This is a genomic window from Streptomyces sp. SAS_272 (genome assembly GCF_052543235.1).
This window is the reverse complement of the sequence record NZ_JBMNDR010000094.1, coordinates 1-20,693: the sequence shown is the minus strand read 5'-3', so window position 1 is coordinate 20,693 and position 20,693 is coordinate 1. Positions and strand designations below refer to the sequence as shown.

The window sequence follows — 20,693 nt, the reverse complement described above, 5'->3', positions numbered from 1 at the left end:
GTGACAATCAGCCACTTCACTCAGCGTGACGACGGTCTCGCGATGGGTCCGACGGGGCCCGTGAGCCGAACTGGAACGGTGGGTTCAAGCGTCCTGCCGTGAATCACCGGGTAGGGATATAAGTCACTCGCCACCATATAACGGTCGGCAGTCCCAATTGCTCGTTGCCGCATCCAAGTTCTGAAGGAAGAATTGAGGTCCGCTCCCCGCACGGATCACCCGTAGTCCGCTAGGGCTCTGCTGCGGCGTGCGCTCCCCCTCATCCGCCCCGCCCGCAGTGTGGGCCGTAGCCGAAGGGAGGATCGTGACCTTCGGATTCGCTCCGTCCTCGGCGGCATCGTTGTCGACGAACACGTCCGCCACTTCCGCCAACCGTTTGCTCGAGCCTGCCGAATGGGCTTCGGCCGGCATCCCTCTGCTGCGCAGTCCGCGGGAGGTCGTCAGCGGGCTGCACTCACGGCACCGGCCAGGACCGGCCACCGCGATCGTGGCCGTACTCGACCCGGACGAGAGGGTGAGGGCGAGCGCCTCGTTCACCCGGCGTCAGGCGTCGACCGACGGCTGGATGTACCGCAACGCCCTGCTCGCCCAGCTGCGCAGGGTGATCCCGCACGACCTGCGGCGCCGCACCCCGGTGCGCACCGCTGTGCTGCTCTACTGCCGTGACGGCGACGCGCGCTGGACGGAGGAGGACGGCGCGTGGATGTGGGGCCTGCGGGACGCCTGCACGCTGCACGGGCTGCGCTGCGGGGCGTACATCACGCTGACCCGGGACGGCTGGCAGGTCCTCGGCGAGGGCCGGGGCGGACGTCGGCCCAACGCGGAGTCGGCCCCCGAGCCGTTCGCGCTCTCCGAGGCCCCGCCCCCACTGCCGCGGACCGGTGGCGCCGCCTCGGAGGTACTGCGCCGCGCTGCCGCCCGCTGACGCACGAACGGCCGCCCCCTGAGGGCGACCGTTCACCGGGCGGCGCCGTGGTGCGCACCCGTCGATGCGCGAGCCGTCGGCGGTCATCTGGCTGATCACCATCACCGTGAGCGCGGTGACGATGCCCGGCCAGGCGGCCTCTGGGGACGTTCTGCGGACCCGGCGGGGCCGGCCAGGAGGATGACCATGAGCGTCCCCCTGTCGCGCCGCAGGGTCGTGCCGATCTCGCCCGCGGCAGCCGGACGACCGCTCGCGGTGCGCAGGATCACCGGTCACCCGGTGCGAGGGCCACGGGCCGCCCGCCCCGGGACAACCGGCCGCCCCAGGGCCACCGGCCCGCCCCACGACAACCCGGCGCCCCAGGGCCACCGGCCGCCCGCGTCGGGATCACCCACGCCCGGCGAAGCTCACACGATCGGGCCGGAGCGGGCGTCAGCCCCCGGGGCACGCCACAGAGGCGTCGCAGCACGACGCCTCCGTGAAGCCGACGCACCCCCAGGGCGCACTCGCTGTGCACCTGGCGAGCCATGGGGCCGTGGGACCGTCGTCGCCGCCGGAGCGGATCAGACGCCCGCCGCCAGCACCTCGTTGATCTGCTGGGGGTCGCCGCAGCAGATCAGCAGTGCGCCGGCCCGGGCACGGGCCAGCGGCAGAGCCGCGGTCACCGTGTCGGTGCCGCCGTTGACGGCGACCACGACCACTGGGCGCACGCCCGCACGGCCCGCCGCGGCGGCGTCGGCGTAGAAGACGTCGTCGCCTGCGTCGTGCTGCGCCCAGTAGGGCGCTTCACCGAAGGACAGCTCGTGGGCGGCCCAGGGGTGCTGCTCGCCGGTGGTGATGACCAGCACGTCCCCCGGGGCGCGGCCCGACTCCAGGAGGAGGTCCACGGCCTCCTCGGCGGCGTCCAGCGCGCCCTCGGCCGAGGCCGGGATCAACTGGACCTGCGGAGCCGCCGAAGTGGGCGCGGCGGCGGGGGAAGCCGGGGCCGACGGCCCGGGCTTCTTGACTGCCCCGTCACGCGGCGCGCGCTGCGCCGGCGGCGTGGGCCGGAGGGGTCCGGGACGACCGGGACGCGACGGAGCCGCGGGACGGGGTCCGGGTACAGGTCGAGGGGTCGGCGCGGTGCGGCCGCTGGCCGGAGTCGCGCGGGGACCCTGGGCACTCTCGTGAATCTGAGGCTCCTCGGGAATGAGAGGCATGATCTGTTATTTATCAAACGCCGGCACGGCACACGCCGGCGGGTGGCACATCAGCGCGGGCGGAGCCGTCAGAAGTCGAAGCCGAGCTGGCCTTCGATCTCCGGAGCGCTCCCGTTCGCCCAGCTGCGGGCCTTCTTGAGGTGCCGCCACTGGGGCAGCGCATCAAGATACGCCCACGACAACCGGTGGTACGGGGTGGGTCCCCGTTCCTCCAATGCGGCCTTGTGCACGGGCGACGGATAGCCGGCGTTGTCCGCAAAGCCGAAGTCTGCATGGTCGATGCCCAGTTCGGCCATCATTTTGTCGCGCTGGACTTTGGCGATCACCGAGGCCGCCGCGACCGCCACGCACGACTGGTCACCCTTGATCACCGTGCGGACCTGCCACGGAGCGCCGAGATAGTCGTGCTTCCCGTCGAGGATCACCGCGTCCGGCCGGACCGGGAGTGCGTCCAGCGCGCGTCCGGCGGCGAGCCGCAGCGCGGCGGTCATCCCCAGATCGTCGATCTCCTCCGGGGAGGCGTGACCGAGGGCGTGAGACGTCACCCAGTCGAGCAGCACCGCGGAGAGCGCCGTGCGTCGCTTGAGGGTGAGCAGCTTGGAGTCGGTGAGGCCCGCGGGCGGTCGGCGCAGCCCGGTGACCGCGGCGCAGACGGTGACGGGTCCGGCCCAAGCGCCGCGGCCCACCTCGTCGACACCGGCAATGATCTTCGCTCCGGTCGTGGCGCGAAGGGAGCGCTCGACGGTGTGAGTAGGTGGTTCGTACGGCATGGCGTCCTTAGGTTACGCCGACCGGATCCCGGAGCGACACCCCGGTACGCCTCGGCCGTCGCCGGGCCGCGGCATCTCCCGGTTCCGGTGTGGGCACGCCGCCGTTCAGGACGCGTGCGGCCGCAGCAGCGGCAGCATGAGCTGGTCGATCATCTCGTCGAGATCGCGGTCGTTCCATTCGCACGCGCACATCTTGGAGCGGTACATCATGACTGCCGGGATGACGTCGAAGACATAGCCGTTCGCCGCGTCGGGCCGCACCTCTCCCCTGTCGATTCCCCGACTGATCACCTCGTGCAGCAGTCCGACAGTCGGCTCCACCACGCCTTCGAGGATCAGGGCCTGGAAGCGCACCGCCTGGGACGGATCACATTCGTGAATCACCGAGCGCAGCGCGAAACCAGGGCGGGAGTACATGGCGTCCCGCGCGGTGCGGCACAACGCCACCAGGTCCGCCCGCACACTGCCCAGATCCGGAACGCGGTCGAACCTGGGCAGTCCGGCCCGCAGCGCGTCGGCGACGAGGTCCTCCTTGGACGGCCACCGACGGTAGACGGCCGCCTTGCCGGTCTGGGCGCCGGCCGCGACGCCCTCCATCGTGAGGCCGTTCCAGCCGACCGTGCCCAACTGATCCAGCGCGGCATCGAGAATCGCACGTTCGAGCACGGCGCCGCGCCGGCGGGGGGAGGCCGCCTGAGCGGGGGCGGCCGTCCAGCGCGAAGTAACCATCTGACTGTCTCCAGCGAGCAGTAGGAGCGGGGGAAACGGGAATCGCAGGTGAAGCGGCGAGCGGGGTGGGGCGAGGCCGAGCCGGGGAGGCCCTGTGGGATCGCGGCGGGGGACACGCCCTGGGGCGACGCCGCGAGTGAACGCTTGCGTTCACTACTGAGGACTCACTACCGTTGACGCGCCTGTGAACGCCAGCGTTCACTAACGCTCTTGTGGGGGACCCATCGTGACGACCTCTCAGTTGATCCAGAAGCAGAAACCGGGTGCGGCCCGCCGGGCAGGACACCCCGGCATCGCGCTCACCGTCATCGCGGCCTGCCAGCTCATGGTGGTGCTCGACGCGACGATTGTGAACATCGCGCTCCCGCACATTCAAGACGCGCTCAAGTTCAGCACCACCGACCTCACCTGGGTGGTCAGCGCCTACACGCTCACCTTCGGCGGGCTGCTGCTGCTCGGCGCCCGAGCGGGCGACATCCTCGGCCGGCGACGGGCCTTCATGGCCGGCATCCTGATCTTCACCTTCGCCTCGCTGCTGGGCGGACTGGCGCAGGAGCCCTGGCAGTTGCTGGCCGCACGGGCCCTGCAAGGCGTCGGCGGCGCCATCGCGTCGCCCACCTCGCTGGCGCTCATCACCACGACGTTCCCCGAGGGCCCCGAGCGCAACCGGGCCTTCGGCGTCTTCGCGGCGGTCTCCGCGGGCGGCGGCGCCATCGGACTGCTCGCGGGCGGCATGCTCACCGAATGGCTCGACTGGCGCTGGGTGCTGTTCGTGAACGTGCCCATCGGGGTGCTCATCGCCGTCGTCGCGCCGCTGTACATCAACGAGTCCGAGCGGCATCCCGGTCGATTCGACATCGCGGGCGCACTGACCTCGACGGCCGGCATGGCCTCCCTGGTCTACGCCTTCATCCGCGCGGCCGAGGAAGGCTGGCGGGACGGCCTGACCCTCGGCGCGTTCGCGGCGGCGGCGATCCTGCTGGTCGGCTTCGTGTTCACCGAGCGGCGCGCCAAGGAGCCGATCACCCCGCTGAAGATGTTCGCCGACCGCAACCGCTCCGGCACGTACGTGATCATGCTGAGCCTCGCTGCCGCCATGTTCGGCATGTTCTTCTACATCGTGCTCTTCGTGCAGAACATACTGGGGTACAGCCCGATCAAGGCCGGTCTCGCCTTCCTTCCCGTCACCCTTGCCATCGCGACGGGCGCGGGCCTGTCGCAGCGCTTCCTGCCGGTGCTCGGCCCCAAGCCGTTCATGCTCGCCGGATCCGCGCTGGTGGCGATCGGACTCACCTGGCAGGCGTTCATCACGCCGGACAGCTCCTACGCCGGCGGAGTGCTCGGGCCCATCCTGGTCTTCGCCTTCGGCATGGGGCTCAACTTCGTGACCGTCACCGTCACGGCGGTCTCCGGCGTCGCTCCGCACGAGGCAGGCGCGGCCTCCGGGCTGCTCAACGCCACCCAACAGGTGGGCGGCTCGCTGGGTTTGTCCATCCTGACGACCGTCTTCGGGTCCGCGAGCAAGGACGAGGCGGAGAAGCAACTGCCCCGGTTCCTCGCCGACGGCACCGCGGAACAGAAGGCGGAGTTCGCCAAGACGCACCAGCTGCCCGCCCCCTGGGGACACGAGGTGCTCGCCCACGGCATCTCGACGGCGTTCGTGCCGGCCGCCGCCATGGCGGTGCTCGCCCTGGTGACGGCCTGGTTCGTCATCCGGGTCCGCAAGAGCGACCTGGAAGCGCTGTCCGGCACGGCGGGCCCCGCGGTGGGGTGACCGTACGGCCCCACGGGCCCGTACGGCCTCACGGGCCGCCCCGGGAGCGCCACCGCCTGCCACAGCGCAGCGACGGTCGCCCCGGCGGCGGCCCTGTCGGCATCCCCGGGACGCCGACATGATCATGAGCAGCATCACCAGCACGAACCCCACACCCACCCCCTGGCTCACTCCCCGGCCCTGGACCGGGCGCCGACGCCGGCCCGCACACGTCACGCCGTGGACTTCACACCCGTCGCGCAGCGATATCCGGACAACGCGGGGCGGTCACGCAGAGTTCCCATCGGGCACGGAGAGTCTCCATCGGCCGAGGTGGGCTCCGCCGCCGAGCGAGAACCTCGCACGGACGTCACACGCCGACACACGCCGGACGAGTCGCGAGGGCGAGCACCCGCGACGTCAAGCGGTGGTGGGCAGCCACCCCGGGAGTTCCTCGACCTGCCGCGTCCAGGCGGCCGGCGGCGTTCCCGCCTTCCCGCCGGCCAGGATTCCGCCCACGATGGCGCAGGTCGTGTCCACGTCCCCGCCGACCTGCGCGGTCGTCCAGAACGCCGCCTCGAAGTCGCCGAGGGCGCGGGCGGCCGACCAGATCGCGAAGGGGACCGTGTCATGGGCCGACGTACGCCGTCCGCAGCCGAGGACGGCCGCGACGGTGGCCGCGTCGGCGTAGTCGAGCATGTCCCGGGCGCGACGCAGCCCGGCGCCGACGGCGCTCTTCGGCACGAGGGCGACGACGCCGTCCAGCAGCGCCTCGGCACTGGGCGGGCCTCCGGGGGCGGCCGCCATCGCGGCGGCCGCGGCGACGGCCATGGCCCCGACGACTGCCTCCCGGTGCTGGTGCGTGGGATAGGCCGAGATCTCGGCCTGATGGGTCGCCTGCTCCGGGTCGTCCGCGTACCAGGCGCCGAGCGGGGCGACGCGCATCGCGGCGCCGTTGCCCCAGGAACCCTGTCCGTTGAACAGGGCGGCCGACAGCTCACGCCAGTCCGCGCCCTCCCTGACGAGCCGCAGCAGTCGGTTGACGGCGGGGCCGTACCCGCGGTCGAAGTCGTGGTGCTCCGCGAAGGAGCGGGCCAGGGCGTCCTGGTCGATGCGGTGGTGGGCCGCCAGGACGGCGACGACGGAGCACGCCATCTCGGTGTCGTCCGTCCACTGCCACGGTCCGGACGGCGGCTCGCGGCGCTGGAGGAGGGGGAAGTTCACCGGAACGAAGAACTGCGAGCCCAGCGCGTCGCCCACGGCGAGACCGCGCAGACTGGCGAGAGCCCGGTCGAGGCGCCCTGCGGGCGAGGAATCGGCTGTCATCTCTCTGCCACTCTATCTCCGGTGATCCCGTACGGCTCCGGCTCCCGCCAGCGGTTGAACGGCAGGTCGAGGGTGTATTTGCCGTCGTCGCCGAGAACGAGCATCCGCATCTCGGCGTTCCCGGGATTGGCGAGCGACTCGAAGTCGGCGACCGTCCAGTGGAACCAGCGCATGCAGAACAGCCGCATCGCCAGCCCGTGGGTCACCAGAAGCACGTTCGGCGGGTGGTCGGGGGCCTCGAAGCTGCGGAACAGGCTCTCCAGGAAGCCACCCACGCGGTCGTAGACGTCGGCTCCGCTCTCGCCCTGCGCGAAGCGGTAGAAGAAGTGTCCGTAGGCGTCCCGGTAGGTCTTCTGCAACTGGACGTCGTCGCGGTCCTGCCAGTTACCCCAGTCCTGCTCGCGCAGTCGGGGCTCCTCCCGTACGCGTATGAGCTCGGGGTCGAGGCGGAAGGCCCGGAGGGTCTCGTGCGTACGCCGGTAGGGGGAGACGTACACGCTGACCTGCTCGCGGCCGAACACCTCCCGCAGGTGCTTCCCGGTCTCCTCCGCCTGCCGGCGGCCCCGCTCCGTCAGGCCCAGGGCATGATCGGGTTCCCGCTCGTAGACGGTGTCATCAACATTGCCCGTCGACTCGCCGTGCCGGACAAGGACGATGCGCCGTGGTCGTGCCATGCCAAGACCCTAGATCGACCGACGCCCGATCGAGCACTCCGACGGCCACCATACGGCGTAGGTCACACCGATCCCGCACCGGAAGGCGCATGACGGCGTACGGTCCCCACCCCTGTGCCGCGGGGTCAGACCGTCCAGCCCGGCTCGAGTTCGACGATGTCACCGGTGAGGGAGGCTATGTCCGCCTCCGTCTGCGCACGGAGGGCGAGCCGCTCCACCCGCTCGGTGCGGTACTTGCCGTGCTCGGCCTGTGAGCGCCACATCGACAGCACCAGGAACTCGTGGCCCGGCGCCTCGGCGAACATGCCCCGGATCATGCCCGGCGAGCCGGCCATGGCCGGGTTCCAGACCTTCTCCTGCATCAGCGTGAAGTGCTCGGCGCGTTCCTCGTGGACCCGGCACAGGGCCACCCGCACCACGTCGGAGTCGGTGAAGCGGGGCTCGAAACCGGTCTTCACGTCGAAGCGGTAGTCGAACAGTCGTGCCTGGGCGCCCTTGAACGTGCCCGCCTGGGCGGTCGCCAGCCGGTCGTGGGAGCGGGCCATGAAGGAGTCGTAGAAGGCGCGGCTCTCCCAGAAGGCGAAGACATGCGCGACGGAGGGCCGTGCCCTGCTCCAGCCCCCGCCCTGCCCCCGGAATCCCGGCTCGCCCAGAAGCCCCGCCCACTTTCGCTGTCCCCGTTCGAAACCGCGGCGGTCCACCACGGTGCAGCGAATCCACTTGACCAGCACCGCGCCATGGTAAGGCCACAGGGCGTGGCGTTGGTCACGCTCCGGAAGAGAGCAGGCCTGCGACGGCGCACGTCGCGTGGCAGGATGGACAACCGGCCCTGACGGCCGAGCAGTTCGGGGTGACGACAGACAGACGGGGAATCGGGGAGGGGAAGTCCGGTGAGCGGACTCAACAAGGGCATCCGCAAGATCGAGATGTCGCTCAAGTGGGACCCGAGCCCGGCGGGCCGGCCGCCCACCGACCTGGACATCGTGGCCGCGACGTATCTGGCGGGCGACCCGCAGGGCGAGCCGGCCTACGTGGTGCACTTCGACAGCCGCTCCCCCGACGGGACGATCTATCTCAACCGGGACAGCAAGGACGGCAAGGGCTTCGGCTGGGACGAGGTCATGACGCTGGAACTCGACCGTCTGGACGCGCGGTACGCGCGCGTGGTCATCGGCGTCGTCATCCAGCAGATCCAGGAGCACCGCACGTTCGTCAGCGTGCTGAACCCCGCCTTCCGCATAAGGGAGGGCTACACCGTCCTGGACGAGGACGACTTCGGCGACGTCCTCGGCGCGACGGCGGCGACGGTCGCGGAGTTCGTCCGGGAGACGTCCGACAGCTGGTCGTTCCACTCCGGCGTGCAGGGCTTCGAGGACGACCCGTCGACGTTCACCCGGATCATGGGCCGGATGCGCCGCTCCTGACCGCCGCCGGGCGCGGAAAACGCCGAGGGCGGCGGAGCCGGACATCGGCTCCACCGCCCTGACGAGCTGGATCAGTTCCAGCGGAGTTGCGACGTCAGCTGCAGCCGCTCGTGGAACCGCAGCCCTCGCAGATGTAGCAGGAACCCGCGCGCTGCATCTTCGTGCCGCAGGAGAAGCAGAGCGGGGCGTCGGCCTGGATGCCCAGCTGCATCTCCACCAGTTCGGCGCTGGTGTGGACCTGCTTCGGGGCGGGCTCGACGGCCTCGGCCTCGGCCTTCGGCGTGGCGACGGCCTTCAGGTCCGTCTGACGCGGGGCCGACTGGGCCAGACCCTCGACGTCCACGTTCTCCTCCTCGAAGGTCGGCTCGTACGAACCGGTCTCCAGGTGGCGCTGGCGCTCCTCGGCGGAGTGGATGCCGAGCGCGGAACGCGTCTCGAAGGGCAGGAAGTCGAGCGCCAGACGACGGAAGATGTAGTCGACGATCGACTGCGCCATCCGCACGTCCGGGTCGTCGGTCATGCCGGCCGGCTCGAAGCGCATGTTGGTGAACTTCGAGACGTAGGTCTCCAGCGGCACGCCGTACTGGAGGCCCACCGAGACCGCGATGGAGAAGGCGTCCATCATGCCGGCGAGGGTCGAGCCCTGCTTGGACATCTTCAGGAAGACCTCGCCGAGACCGTCGTCAGGGTAGGAGTTGGCGGTCATGTAGCCCTCGGCGCCGCCGACCGTGAACGAGGTCGTGATGCCGGGACGGCCCTTGGGCAGCCGCTTGCGGACCGGGCGGTACTCGATGACCTTCTCGACCGCGGCGCGGATCGTCTCCTCGGCCTTCGCCGTGACCTCGGTCTTCTCCTTCTCCTTGGTCTTCGCGGAGAGGGGCTGGCCGACCTTGCAGTTGTCGCGGTAGATCGCGAGCGCCTTGACGCCGAGCTTCCAGGCCTCGAAGTAGATCTCCTCGACCTCCTCGACGGTCGCCGTCTCCGGCATGTTGACCGTCTTGGAGATGGCGCCGGAGATCCACGGCTGGATCGCGGCCATCATGCGGACGTGGCCCATCGGGGAGATGGCGCGCTCGCCCATGGCGCAGTCGAACACCTCGTAGTGCTCGTGCGCGAGACCGGGGGCGTCGATCACGTTGCCGTTCTCGGCGATGTGGGCGACGATCGCCTCGATCTGCTCCTCCTGGTAGCCCAGGCGGCGCAGGGCCTGCGGAACGGTGCCGTTGACGATCTGCATCGAACCGCCGCCGACCAGCTTCTTGAACTTGACCAGGGCCAGGTCGGGCTCGACGCCGGTGGTGTCGCAGGACATCGCCAGGCCGATGGTGCCGGTCGGGGCGAGCACGGACGCCTGGGAGTTGCGGAAGCCGTTCTTCTCGCCCAGGCGCAGCACGTCCTGCCAGGCCTCCGTGGCGGCGGCCCACACCGGGGTGTCCAGGTCGTCCATGCGGACGGCCGTGGCGTTGGCGTCGGAGTGCTGCTTCATGACGCGGTTGTGGGCGTCGGAGTTGCGGGCGTAGCCGTCGTACGGGCCGACGACCGCGGCCAGCTCGGAGGAGCGGCGGTAGGCCGTGCCGGTCATCAGGGACGTGATGGCGCCGGCCAGCGAGCGGCCGCCGTCGGAGTCGTACGCGTGGCCGGTCGCCATCAGCAGGGCGCCGAGGTTGGCGTAGCCGATGCCGAGCTGGCGGAACGCGCGCGTGTTCTCGCCGATCTTCTGGGTCGGGAAGTCCGCGAAGCAGATGGAGATGTCCATCGCGGTGATGACGAGCTCGACGACCTTCTGGAAGCGGTCGGCGTCGAAGGACTGGTGGCCCTTGCTGTCGTCCTTGAGGAACTTCATCAGGTTCAGCGAGGCGAGGTTGCAGGACGTGTTGTCCAGGTGCATGTACTCGCTGCACGGGTTCGACGCGGTGATGCGGCCGGACTCGGGGCAGGTGTGCCAGTTGTTGATCACACCGTCGTACTGGATGCCCGGGTCGGCACAGGCCCACGCGGCCTCGGCGAGCTTGCGGAACAGCGCCTTGGCGTCGACCTTCTCGATGATCTCGCCGGTCATCCGGGCGCGCAGGCCGAACTCGGTGCCGTTCTCGACGGCCGTCATGAACTCGTCGTTCACGCGGACGCTGTTGTTGGCGTTCTGGTACTGGACGGACGTGATGTCGTCGCCGCCCAGGTCCATGTCGAAGCCCGCGTCGCGCAGGGCGCGGATCTTCTCCTCCTCCTTCACCTTGGTGGCGATGAAGTCCTCGACGTCCGGGTGGTCCACGTCGAGGACGACCATCTTGGCCGCGCGACGGGTGGCCCCGCCGGACTTGATGGTGCCGGCGGAGGCGTCGGCGCCGCGCATGAAGGAGACGGGGCCGGAGGCGTTGCCGCCCGAGGAGAGGAGCTCCTTGGAGGAGCGGATGCGGGAGAGGTTCAGGCCGGCGCCGGAGCCGCCCTTGAAGATCATGCCCTCTTCCTTGTACCAGTCGAGGATCGACTCCATGGAGTCGTCGACGGCCAGGATGAAGCAGGCGGAGACCTGCTGGGGCTGCGGGGTGCCCACGTTGAACCAGACGGGGCTGTTGAAGCTGAAGATCTGGTGCAGGAGGGCATACGCCAGCTCGTGCTCGAAGATCTCGGCGTCGGCGGGCGAGGCGAAGTAGCTGTGGTCCTCGCCGGCCTTCCGGTACGTCTTCACGATGCGGTCGATCAGCTGCCTGAGCCCGGTCTCGCGCTGCGGGGTGCCGACGGCGCCCCGGAAGTACTTGCTGGTGACGATGTTGACCGCGTTCACCGACCAGAAGTCGGGGAACTCGACGCCACGCTGCTCGAAGTTGATCGAGCCGTCGCGCCAGTTGGTCATGACGACGTCACGGCGTTCCCAGACCACCTCGTCGTACGGATGAACTCCGGGGGTGGTGTGGACACGCTCGATACGCAGGCCCTTGGTGGTCTTGGAGCCCTTGGCTCGGGAACCTCGCGCCGGACCGCTCGCCGTCTCTGTCATGCCGCCTCCCTCTGCGGGCGAAAACGCCCTGAAATGCCACGTTGTTCCCGTGACACGTTGTTCTGTCTGATGCTGCGGGCGTCCACGCGCCACCGCCCACAGCAGGTCTTCGTCCGCCGCCGCACCGGCCGCCCGGACTCGCGAGTCCGGTTCCGGCCGGTCGGTCAGTCGGTGGCGTGGGCGGGCTCGGGGACCTGTACGGTCCCCGCCGGCCCGCCGCCGTCTTCCTGGCTCCCCGCGACGGCTCCTGTGTCGTCCTCGGCCCGGGCGTCGCCCGCGCGGTCGTCGTCGTCCGCGTCGAACCCTCCCGGCCCGCGCCTGAGTTCTGCGACGGCGGCCTCGAAGTCCTCGAGCGAGTCGAACGCCCGGTAGACGGAGGCGAACCGCAGATAGGCGACGAGATCGAGTTCCTGCAGCGGACCGAGTATGGCCAGCCCCACGTCATGGGTGGTCAACTCGGCGCTTCCGGTGGCCCGCACCGCTTCCTCGACCCGCTGGCCGAGCTGAGCGAGAGCGTCCTCGGTGACCGGCCGCCCCTGGCATGCCTTGCGCACGCCGTTGATGACCTTCGTACGGCTGAACGGTTCGGTGACCCCGGACCGCTTGACCACCATCAGCGAGCACGTCTCCACGGTCGTGAACCGACGGGAGCAGTCAGGGCACTGGCGGCGCCGACGGATCGACGTGCCGTCGTCCGTGGTCCGACTGTCGACGACACGGCTGTCGGGGTGCCTGCAGAAGGGGCAGTGCATGAACTCCAACCCTCCTCACAGCAGACTCCATGGCCTCGCCAGGCCTCACGGGCCCCTCGAAGCAGCCCCAAGCATAGGGGATCCATGAGCATCCGAAGACACCGGGGACCACAACTTCTGGGCTGCCGCGGTAATCCAACCACTAGATGTAGGGATTGGCTCATACAACCAGGCCGTCTCGCGTGTCGCGTCGGCGATCTCACCGCACGCGTTCCGACGGTCACGCCGAGCAGCCGAAAGCGCCCGGGCGGGAGCTCTGCCGTCCGCATGCCCGCCGGGCTCGCACCCACACGCGCGTGCGCGCGTCTGCCGCACAGAGACCTCGCGCGCACCCGCGTACGGCCGTATCGCCGGGGCCCCTACGGCGATACCGTGAGCGCGACAAGGAGGAGCGGTGCGACTCTCGCGCAGAGCGCGGCCCGTTCCTGATCCACGGGGGGCCGGATGGCAGACTGGGGCCACGCCTCACAAGGTCTTCGACTCCGGCGGTGAAGACTACAACAACGGGTACGTCGGCGGACTGGACTCTCCACCGGGAACCAGCGTCACCCATACACCCCGACACGTGATCAAGTCAGGCGATACGCGCTTTTTCACTCGAACGTGTGTTTGGCGCAACCTTTCGAAAGCCACTACCGTTGTCCAGCAGGGAGACAACCGAGAGGGGCCGACGTGACCACCACCGCAGACAGTGCCACCATCACCGCCCAGGACCGCTCCCAGGGCCGACTCGAGCCGGTGCATGCGATGAACGAAGCCATGAATCCCGAGGGGCACAAGCGTTCCCTGCCGGGCCGACCTCCAGGCATCCGCGCGGACAGCTCGGGACTCACGGACCGGCAGCGCCGGGTGATCGAGGTCATCAGGGATTCCGTACAACGGCGCGGTTACCCGCCGTCGATGCGGGAGATCGGCCAGGCGGTCGGCCTGTCCAGCACCTCCTCGGTCGCACACCAGCTGATGGCACTGGAGCGCAAGGGCTTCCTGCGCCGCGACCCGCACCGCCCGCGCGCCTACGAGGTGCGAGGCTCCGACCAGGCGGCCTCCGTGCAGCCCACGGACACCGCCGGCAAGCCCGCCGCGTCGTACGTCCCGCTCGTCGGGCGTATCGCCGCCGGCGGTCCGATCCTCGCCGAGGAGTCGGTGGAGGACGTCTTCCCGCTCCCGAGGCAGCTGGTCGGCGACGGCGAGCTGTTCGTGCTGAAGGTCGTCGGCGACTCGATGATCGAGGCCGCGATCTGCGACGGCGACTGGGTCACCGTGCGCCGCCAGCCCGTCGCGGAGAACGGCGACATCGTGGCCGCGATGCTCGACGGCGAGGCCACCGTGAAGCGCTTCAAGCGCGAGGACGGCCATGTGTGGCTGCTCCCCCACAACGCCGCCTACGAGCCGATCCCCGGCGACGACGCGACGATCCTCGGCAAGGTGGTGGCCGTACTCCGCCGCGTCTGAGCACGGCGACGGACGGGCCTTCCCCGTCCCCCTGACTGGGCCCCGGGATCCCTGCGCCGGTTCCGGGGCCCTGTGCTGGGCCGGCCCGGCGAGGGCGAGGGCCCGTCGAGGCCCGGGCCCTCGCCGACCGGGTCTATTCCGTCTCCGCCTCCGCCTCCGCCTGCTTCGCCTTGGCGTCGATCGCCGCCAGCGACCTGCGGACCTGCTGGGGATCCGTGGTGTACCAGAAATCGGGCAGGGACGCCTTGAGATAGCTGCCGTAGCGGGCCGTCGCCAGCCGCTGGTCCAGCACGGCGACGACCCCCCGGTCGCCCGACGCCCGGACGAGGCGGCCTGCTCCCTGCGCCATGAGCAGTGCGGCGTGCGTGGCCGCCACGGCCATGAAGCCGTTGCCTCCGGCTTCCTCGACCGCCTTCTGGCGTGCGCTCATGAGGGGGTCGTCGGGGCGCGGGAAGGGGATCTTGTCCATGACGACCAGCTGGCAGCTGGGGCCGGGGACGTCCACGCCCTGCCAGAGCGACAGCGTGCCGAAGAGACAGGTCTGCGGATCCGCCGAGAAGTTCTTGATCAGCTCGCCGAGCGTCTCCTCGCCCTGCAGGAGGATCGGGAACTCGGGGATGCGCACGCGCAGCTCCTCGGCGGCGAGCTGCGCCGCACGCATGGAGGAGAAGAGGCCGAGGGTGCGGCCGCCGGCTGCTTGGATCAGTTCGGTCAGCTCGTCGAGCATGTCGGCGCGGTCGCCGTCCCGCGCCGGACGCGCGAGGTGTCTGGCGACGTACAGAATGCCCTGTTTGCGGTAGTCGAAGGGCGAGCCGACGTCGATGCCCTTCCACTGCGGGACGTCCTCCCCCTCCGTGCCCTCCGGGGCCAGCCCCATCGAAGCGCCGACTCCGTTGAAGTCGCCGCCCAGCTTCAGCGTCGCCGAGGCGAGGGTGACGGAGCGGTCCGTGAAGAGCTTCTCCCGCAGCAGGCCCGACACCGACATCGGGGCGACCCGCAGCGACGCGCCGAAGCGGTCGTGCCGCTCGTACCAGACGACGTCCCACTCGGATCCGTTGGTGATCCGCTCCGCCACGTCATGCACCGACTCGACCGAGGCCAGCGCCTGCTTGCGGACCGCGTCCTCGTCCTGGACGGACTTGTCACGGGTCGATCCGATGGCGGAGATGACGGTCCGCGCGGCGTCGCGCAGCGCCATGAGCGCGTAGCCGAGATCCTCCGGGACCTCCTCCAGACGGCCGGGCAACGCCAGCTCCATCAGCCGCTCGAAGCCCTCGGCGGCCGTCTGCAGCTGGTCGGCGGCCTTCTCGTCGACCAGCTTCGCCGCCCGGCGTACGGCCCGGTTGACCTGGCCGGGGGTGAGTTCACCGGTCGCGACGCCGGTGACCCGGGAGACCAGTTCGTGCGCCTCGTCGACGATCAGCACCTCGTGCGGCGGGAGGACGGGGGCGCCCTCGATGGCGTCGATGGCGAGGAGGGCGTGGTTGGTGACGACGACCTCGGCCAGTTTGGCGCGCTCGCGGGCCATCTCGGCGAAGCACTCGGCGCCGTAGGCGCATTTCGTCGCACCCAGGCACTCCCGCGAGGAGACCGAGATCTGCGCCCAGGCCCGGTCGGACACACCCGGCGTCAGGTCGTCGCGGTCACCGGACTCGGTCTCGTCCGACCAGTCCCGCAGTCGCAGCAGGTCCTGGCCCAGTTTGCTGGTGGGCGCGGCGGCCTCGAACTGGTCGAAGAGGCCTTCCTCCTCGTCCTGCGGGACGCCTTCGTGGAGTCGGTGCAGACACAGGTAGTTCGATCTGCCCTTGAGCATCGCGAACTCCGGGCGGCGGCGCAGCAACGGGTGCAGTGCCTCGACGGTGCGCGGCAGGTCCCGCTCCACGAGCTGGCGCTGCAGGGCCAGCGTGGCGGTCGCCACCACGACGCGCTCCCCGTGGGCGAGCGCGGGCACGAGGTAGCCGAGCGACTTGCCGGTGCCGGTGCCGGCCTGGACCAGCAGATGGGAGCCGTCGTCGATCGCCTCGGCGACGGCTTCGGCCATGGTCACCTGGCCGGGGCGCTCCGTGCCGCCCACGGCGGCGACGGCGGCATGCAGGAGTTCAGGGAGTGAGGGCTTCGTCATAGCGCGACCACCCTACGGCGCGGCACTGACAATCGGGCGGTCGAGGCGGACGGGAGGGAAGGGATCAAGACGGTGGCCCCTCGTTGCGGGGAGGTGAGGCGGACGAAGGTGAGCGGGTGGGGGCGGGAAACGACCGGCCGACGATCAACAGGCGACCGTACGCGACCGCCGAAGACCACCGATGACCACTGACGACGACCGACGGCCGGTGTGGACAGGAGAGGGACGGCAGGGGTGGACCGGTGAGGACAGGGAGGGACCGGTGCGGCCGAGCGAAGACGGTGAGAGGGCTCACAGCAGATCACGCAGGCTCCGGTCCCGGACCATGAGAGCGGCCCGTTTGGCGGGAAGATCGAGCTCGGTGAAGAGCCGGAAACCGGCGCTCAGGAACGCGGCCACGGACGGGACGTTGCGCAGGTCGGGCTCGGCGACCACCCGGGCGCACGCGGGCGAGCCGGCCAGGACGAGATCGGCGACGGCGCGCAGCAGCAGACTCCCGAGCCCCCGCCCCCGGTCGCCGGCGCCGCCGATGAGCAGGTGGATCCCGGTGTCGTGAGGCCGGGCCGGATAGTGGCCGGCCAGCGGATCGAGATCGGCCCGGTAGATCTCCCAGTAGCTCATGGGCCGCCCCTCCAGCACCCCGAGGCACGGGACGCTGCGCCCGTCGTCGGCGAGTTGTTCCCTCAGGTGTCGCGCGGTGACGCGGTCGGGCCCCGCCAGTTCCCAGAAGGCCGCGACGGCGGGGTCGTTCATCCACCGGCCGACGAGGGACAGGTCCCGCTCGAGGTGCACCGGGACGAGGTGGAACGCACCCGCCGGCGTCCGGACGGCCCCCCAGTCACCCACACCGAGAGCGGCAACGGCGGCGGGGACGGGTCGGACTCCGGTTCCGGTCTCGACGGACCGCACGACGGGCTCCTCTCAGGCGGACGCACGGCAGCAGCGGCGGCGGGCGGAGGGCAGACCCCCGCTCAGGGACGCAGCGGATTGGGGAGGGTGACGTAGACGGACTGGGTGTCCACCGGTCCGACGAGTTCGTCGAGGCCCTGCAGCCGCGTCAGCAGATTGGCCTTGCAGCGCAGGACGGGCGAGTCGAGCAGCCGCGCGGGCAGCGAACTGCGCAGCCGGCCCGGGCCGCGGGCGGCGTCCGCGAGGAAGCGCCGGAAGGCGGCGAGCAGCAGTCGTTCGTCGGCGAGCCGCTGCGAGCCGAACGCGCCGACGAGACCGAGGACGTTGTTGATTCCCAGGTAGTAGCAGAAGCGCTCGTCGGTGACCTCGTCGGCCACGAAGGTGTCGCTGGTCTCGCCGATCCCGGGCAGCCGGGCGGCGAGGTCCGCACGGCGGGACTCGCGGAAGTAGTAGCCCTGGTTGTCGCGGTAGCGGCCGCCGGTGGGCCAGCCGTCGGCGTCCAGCAGAAGAAGGGTGTTCTGCTGGTGCGCCTCCAACGCGATGCCCGCCTCCGCGTCGAGCCACAGGACGGGACGGACGACCCGCTCCAGGTAGCGCAGGAACCACTCGGCGGCGACCGCCGCGGCAGCCCGGCCGGTCCGTCGGGCGAGGCGCTGGACGATCGAGGCCAGCCGGGAGCGGGGGGCGACGGCCTGGTCCGTGGAAGCCGTGCCGGCGGCTGTGCTCGGGCCGTTCGGCCGCGGTGCGACGAGACCGGCGAGGCAGGTGACGTCGTCCGCCGGGGCGAACGGATTGTGCCGGATCATCACGTCGAGACCGGTCAGCGGGAGGCCGTCGGGACCGTCGACGGCCAGCCAGGCCGGGTCCCGGACGATGTCGAAGCCGGGGTGGGCGGCGCGCCACCGCCCCGCCAGGCCGGCCCGCAGAAGGCGGTGCACCTCGACACCGCGGTGGAGTTCCTTGCGGAGGTTCTCCCGCCGGGAGTTGGTGATGCGCAGCCCCAGCGACAGTTTGAGCATCGCGGCGGCCCCGGAGCGATGGACGGTGCGCAGGGAGGAGGTCGGGTGCCAGGCCGGGCCGTGGGCGCCGAGGTCCCGGAGCAGTCCGTCGTCGAGGAGAGCCCGGACCTCCGGCCGGCGCCGCGCCTCGCGCAGCTGCCAGGGGTGCATCGGCAGCGCCGCGAAGCCCTCGGGCAGCGGGAGGCCGCGGCCGGCGAGCCGGGCCGTCAGCACGGCCGCGGAGACGGGGCGGCCGCCCTCGGTCCAGGCCGAGTCGGTGGCCAGTACGGACGGATCGACGGCGAGCCAGTGCAGGGGAAACGAACCGCGTGCCTCGGGCGAGTACAGGCGCGCGTCACCGTCCGAGAGCCCTTCGCGGCTCTTCGGGGTCGGATGCAGCGGATGCCCGATCACCAGCGACTGCTCGGCGGCGAGGAACAGGTCGGGAGCGTCGGCGGGGCGTTCCCGGCGCTCGCCGATGAAGGCGGCGGTACGGCGGACGGAGTCGGCGACGCGTGCGACGAGGTCGATGCCGTCGCCGTCGGCGGTGACCGGCCGGTCATCGCCGGTCGGGCCTGGCGGGTCGGTCCGGCCGCCGCCCGGGTTCGCCTCGCGGGCCAGCAGGGCCGCGACCATGACGGCGTCCACGGGCGGGGTCTGCTCGGGCGCGCCCGCCAGGCGGGGCAGGCCGAAGCGGTGCATGCCCGTCGGGGACCAGTAGAGGACGGGTGCCAGCAGGGCGACTCCGCTGGCGGGCAGCGGCACCCGGAGGAGGCCGTCGGCCGGTGCGGGCAGGCCGGCCTCGCGCACCCAGCAGCGCAGCAGGTTCTCCACGGCGGCGGCCTGGGCCGCCGTGTGCGGATCGGGATGGTCCAGGAGATCGACGGTGGACTGGCGGGAGGTGGTCAAGGTCGCTCCTGGTGGTGAAGAGGGCCGTGCGCGATCGGGCGGTGCCGCGGCCCGGCCCGGCGGCTCGCTCACGAACGCTCCGGGGCGCCGGCTCGGCCACGGCCTCGTTCCCTTCCGGCCGCGGTTCGGAGGCGGGCACCCGGCAGCCCCTGTCGCTACAACCGCGGGCGCATCGACCGGTTACGGGTTGCCTCAAGATCCCCGCTGTGACCGAACAGTTGCCGTTCCGTCGGAAGTCCCCCACAGCGAACGCATATCGTGTGGTGGCATCGCACCCGGTCGTGCGACCCGCTTGAACTCGGCGTGAGATCACCATGAGTTCGAGGGGCGGTGACCGAGTTCGTTTGCGTTCGGTCGAGTTGAACCGAGCTCGACGGAGTACAGCTACGTCTGATCGAGTTCGACCGTGTTCCGCCGGGTTCGCTCTGCGGGACGGCCGGAGCTTCAGGTTCGTTGACAGCAGGGGGAGTACCAGCATGCGATCCATACGGCCGTCGTCCACCGCTCGCCGGGGGAGGAACGCGCGACGCAGAACCTCCCCCGTGCTGAGCGCCCTCGCCCTCGCCTCGGTGCTCGCGCTCACCGCGACCGCGTGCGACTCGGGCGACGCCGATGCGAGCGGTCAGGCGAGCGCCTCGGCGTCGGCCACGGACGACGGAAAGATCACGATCCCGGACGACATCAAGGACCGGCTCAAAGAGCACGGGATCGATCTCGACAAGTGGAAGAACGGCGCCTGGAAGAACTGGGACAGGGACGACTGGCTGCGCGAGGCGCAGGACTACGTCAACCCGATCATCAAGGGGCTGTGGGACCCGGACCGGATGCGGGAGGCCGAGGACCCGGACCGCGGCGTCGACGACGGCGACCTCTCCGGCGACCAGGGGGTGACCGACCCGACGCCGGCGGCGGTGGAGGCGAAGGCGGTGCCCCCCTCGTACCACGCCAACGCGCCCCAGGCGGGCAAGGTCTTCTTCGACTCCCCCGAGGGGACGATGGTCTGTTCGGCGACGGTGGTGCGGGACCCGGCCCACCCGGGCAAGTCCAACCTGGTCTGGACGGCTGGTCACTGCGTGCACGCCGGCAAGAAGGGCGGCTGGTACCGGAACATCGCGTTCGTCCCGTCGTACAACGACTCGGGCAAGACGGCCGCGCAGATGGAGTCGGCGACCAAGGAGGAGGCGGCTCCCTACGGAGTGTGGTGGGGCGACTGGGCGCAGACGTCCGACCAGTGGATCGCCCAGGGCGGCCAGACCGGCGGTGACGGCGCCTCCTACGACTACGCCGTCATCCATGTGACGCCGGAGGAGGGCGGTTCCGGCAAGTCCCTCGAGGAGACGGTCGGTTCGGCGCTCCCGGTGGACTTCAAGGCCCCGGCGGTGCCGAAGGTGGGCCGTATCACCGCGACCGGTTACCCGGCGGCGGCGCCCTACGACGGGCAGAAGCTCTACCAGTGCAAGGACAAGCCGGGACGGTTCTCGCTGAGCACCGCGGACCCGACGATGTACCGCATCGGCTGCACGATGACCGGGGGCGCCTCGGGCGGCGGCTGGGTCGCCACGGGCTCGGACGGAAAGCCCGCGCTGGTGTCGAACACGTCGATCGGTCCGGTGAAGGCGGGCTGGCTCGCGGGCCCGCGACTGAACGACGTGGCCAAGGGCGTGTACGACTCGGTGAGCAAGAAGTTCGCCGGCCGGTAGCCTGGCGCACGGCGGCGGGCGTCCGGCGGGCGCCGAGCCGCAGGCACGGGGGGGAG

16 protein-coding genes are annotated in these 20,693 nt (G+C 70.9%); 5 read left to right on the top strand and 11 right to left on the bottom strand.

Features of this window, described 5'->3' with window-relative positions; translation table 11 throughout:
• The first annotated feature begins 304 nt into the window (after window positions 1-304).
• Entirely contained in the window at window positions 305-925 is a 621-nt protein-coding gene (locus tag ACN6LD_RS35585) for a hypothetical protein (RefSeq protein WP_306948926.1), read from the top strand.
• Window positions 926-1,488: 563 nt separating this feature from the next.
• On the opposite strand, the gene ACN6LD_RS35580 is transcribed toward ACN6LD_RS35585, so the two are convergent.
• The 3 genes from ACN6LD_RS35580 to ACN6LD_RS35570 form a co-directional block, all read right to left on the bottom strand.
• Window positions 1,489-2,124 (bottom strand): hypothetical protein, encoded by a 636-nt coding sequence (locus ACN6LD_RS35580; RefSeq protein ID WP_319187281.1) that lies wholly within the window; start codon window positions 2,122-2,124, stop codon window positions 1,489-1,491.
• A 68-nt stretch (window positions 2,125-2,192) separates the two neighbouring features.
• Window positions 2,193-2,894, bottom strand: coding sequence for a ribonuclease HII (locus ACN6LD_RS35575; RefSeq protein ID WP_057575388.1), 702 nt, complete (start codon window positions 2,892-2,894; stop codon window positions 2,193-2,195).
• A gap of 105 nt (window positions 2,895-2,999) precedes the next feature.
• On the bottom strand, window positions 3,000-3,623 hold the full coding sequence (locus ACN6LD_RS35570) for a TetR/AcrR family transcriptional regulator (RefSeq protein ID WP_319187279.1): 624 nt from the start codon (window positions 3,621-3,623) through the stop codon (window positions 3,000-3,002).
• Window positions 3,624-3,849: 226 nt separating this feature from the next.
• On the opposite strand from ACN6LD_RS35570, the gene ACN6LD_RS35565 reads away from it, so the two are divergent.
• Window positions 3,850-5,397, top strand: coding sequence for an MFS transporter (locus ACN6LD_RS35565; RefSeq protein ID WP_319187277.1), 1,548 nt, complete (start codon window positions 3,850-3,852; stop codon window positions 5,395-5,397).
• A 399-nt stretch (window positions 5,398-5,796) separates the two neighbouring features.
• Here the strand turns inward: ACN6LD_RS35565 and ACN6LD_RS35560 are convergent, their stop codons facing one another.
• The 3 genes from ACN6LD_RS35560 to ACN6LD_RS35550 form a co-directional block, all read right to left on the bottom strand.
• Window positions 5,797-6,702: an ADP-ribosylglycohydrolase family protein gene (locus ACN6LD_RS35560; protein ID WP_319187275.1), complete on the bottom strand. Its 906-nt coding sequence runs from the start codon at window positions 6,700-6,702 to the stop codon at window positions 5,797-5,799.
• Window positions 6,699-7,376 (bottom strand): histidine phosphatase family protein, encoded by a 678-nt coding sequence (locus ACN6LD_RS35555; protein WP_319187274.1) that lies wholly within the window; start codon window positions 7,374-7,376, stop codon window positions 6,699-6,701. Before ACN6LD_RS35555 ends, ACN6LD_RS35560 begins: the two co-directional genes overlap by 4 nt.
• A gap of 125 nt (window positions 7,377-7,501) precedes the next feature.
• Window positions 7,502-8,107: a YdbC family protein gene (locus ACN6LD_RS35550; protein WP_319187272.1), complete on the bottom strand. Its 606-nt coding sequence runs from the start codon at window positions 8,105-8,107 to the stop codon at window positions 7,502-7,504.
• A gap of 159 nt (window positions 8,108-8,266) precedes the next feature.
• On the opposite strand from ACN6LD_RS35550, the gene ACN6LD_RS35545 reads away from it, so the two are divergent.
• Entirely contained in the window at window positions 8,267-8,800 is a 534-nt protein-coding gene (locus ACN6LD_RS35545) for a TerD family protein (protein ID WP_319187270.1), read from the top strand.
• Window positions 8,801-8,894: 94 nt separating this feature from the next.
• On the opposite strand, the gene ACN6LD_RS35540 is transcribed toward ACN6LD_RS35545, so the two are convergent.
• A complete protein-coding gene (locus ACN6LD_RS35540; protein WP_319187268.1) occupies window positions 8,895-11,795 on the bottom strand; it encodes a vitamin B12-dependent ribonucleotide reductase in 2,901 nt (966 codons plus the stop codon).
• A 164-nt stretch (window positions 11,796-11,959) separates the two neighbouring features.
• On the bottom strand, window positions 11,960-12,547 hold the full coding sequence (nrdR, locus tag ACN6LD_RS35535; protein ID WP_319187266.1) for a transcriptional regulator NrdR: 588 nt from the start codon (window positions 12,545-12,547) through the stop codon (window positions 11,960-11,962).
• Window positions 12,548-13,219: 672 nt separating this feature from the next.
• Here nrdR and lexA point away from each other — a divergent pair.
• Complete coding sequence (lexA, locus tag ACN6LD_RS35530; RefSeq protein WP_057575372.1) at window positions 13,220-13,999, top strand: transcriptional repressor LexA; 780 nt, start codon at window positions 13,220-13,222, stop codon at window positions 13,997-13,999.
• 133 nt (window positions 14,000-14,132) lie between these two features.
• On the opposite strand, the gene ACN6LD_RS35525 is transcribed toward lexA, so the two are convergent.
• The 3 genes from ACN6LD_RS35525 to ACN6LD_RS35515 all read right to left on the bottom strand — a co-directional run bounded on the left by ACN6LD_RS35525 (window position 14,133) and on the right by ACN6LD_RS35515 (window position 18,937).
• On the bottom strand, window positions 14,133-16,121 hold the full coding sequence (locus ACN6LD_RS35525) for an ATP-dependent DNA helicase (protein ID WP_319187264.1): 1,989 nt from the start codon (window positions 16,119-16,121) through the stop codon (window positions 14,133-14,135).
• A 291-nt stretch (window positions 16,122-16,412) separates the two neighbouring features.
• Window positions 16,413-17,030, bottom strand: coding sequence for a GNAT family N-acetyltransferase (locus ACN6LD_RS35520; RefSeq protein ID WP_319187262.1), 618 nt, complete (start codon window positions 17,028-17,030; stop codon window positions 16,413-16,415).
• 62 nt (window positions 17,031-17,092) lie between these two features.
• Window positions 17,093-18,937 carry an IucA/IucC family protein gene (locus ACN6LD_RS35515; RefSeq protein ID WP_445045319.1) on the bottom strand — a complete coding sequence of 615 codons (1,845 nt, stop codon included), beginning with the start codon at window positions 18,935-18,937 and terminating at the stop codon, window positions 17,093-17,095.
• Window positions 18,938-19,413: 476 nt separating this feature from the next.
• Here ACN6LD_RS35515 and ACN6LD_RS35510 point away from each other — a divergent pair, with 476 nt between their 5' ends.
• Window positions 19,414-20,637, top strand: coding sequence for a trypsin-like serine peptidase (locus tag ACN6LD_RS35510; protein ID WP_445045318.1), 1,224 nt, complete (start codon window positions 19,414-19,416; stop codon window positions 20,635-20,637).
• The last annotated feature ends 56 nt before the right edge of the window (window positions 20,638-20,693 follow it).

What these genes read in the sequence shown, in the direction of transcription:
- nrdR (WP_319187266.1), bottom strand. Translation starts at nt 12,547, where the DNA reads ATGCACTGCCCCTTCTGCAGGCACCCCGACAGCCGTGTCGTCGACAGT.
- ACN6LD_RS35510 (WP_445045318.1), top strand. Translation starts at nt 19,414, where the DNA reads ATGCGATCCATACGGCCGTCGTCCACCGCTCGCCGGGGGAGGAACGCG.
- ACN6LD_RS35555 (WP_319187274.1), bottom strand. Translation starts at nt 7,376, where the DNA reads ATGGCACGACCACGGCGCATCGTCCTTGTCCGGCACGGCGAGTCGACG.
- ACN6LD_RS35540 (WP_319187268.1), bottom strand. Translation starts at nt 11,795, where the DNA reads ATGACAGAGACGGCGAGCGGTCCGGCGCGAGGTTCCCGAGCCAAGGGC.
- ACN6LD_RS35575 (WP_057575388.1), bottom strand. Translation starts at nt 2,894, where the DNA reads ATGCCGTACGAACCACCTACTCACACCGTCGAGCGCTCCCTTCGCGCC.
- ACN6LD_RS35580 (WP_319187281.1), bottom strand. Translation starts at nt 2,124, where the DNA reads ATGCCTCTCATTCCCGAGGAGCCTCAGATTCACGAGAGTGCCCAGGGT.
- ACN6LD_RS35560 (WP_319187275.1), bottom strand. Translation starts at nt 6,702, where the DNA reads ATGACAGCCGATTCCTCGCCCGCAGGGCGCCTCGACCGGGCTCTCGCC.
- ACN6LD_RS35525 (WP_319187264.1), bottom strand. Translation starts at nt 16,121, where the DNA reads ATGACGAAGCCCTCACTCCCTGAACTCCTGCATGCCGCCGTCGCCGCC.
- ACN6LD_RS35570 (WP_319187279.1), bottom strand. Translation starts at nt 3,623, where the DNA reads ATGGTTACTTCGCGCTGGACGGCCGCCCCCGCTCAGGCGGCCTCCCCC.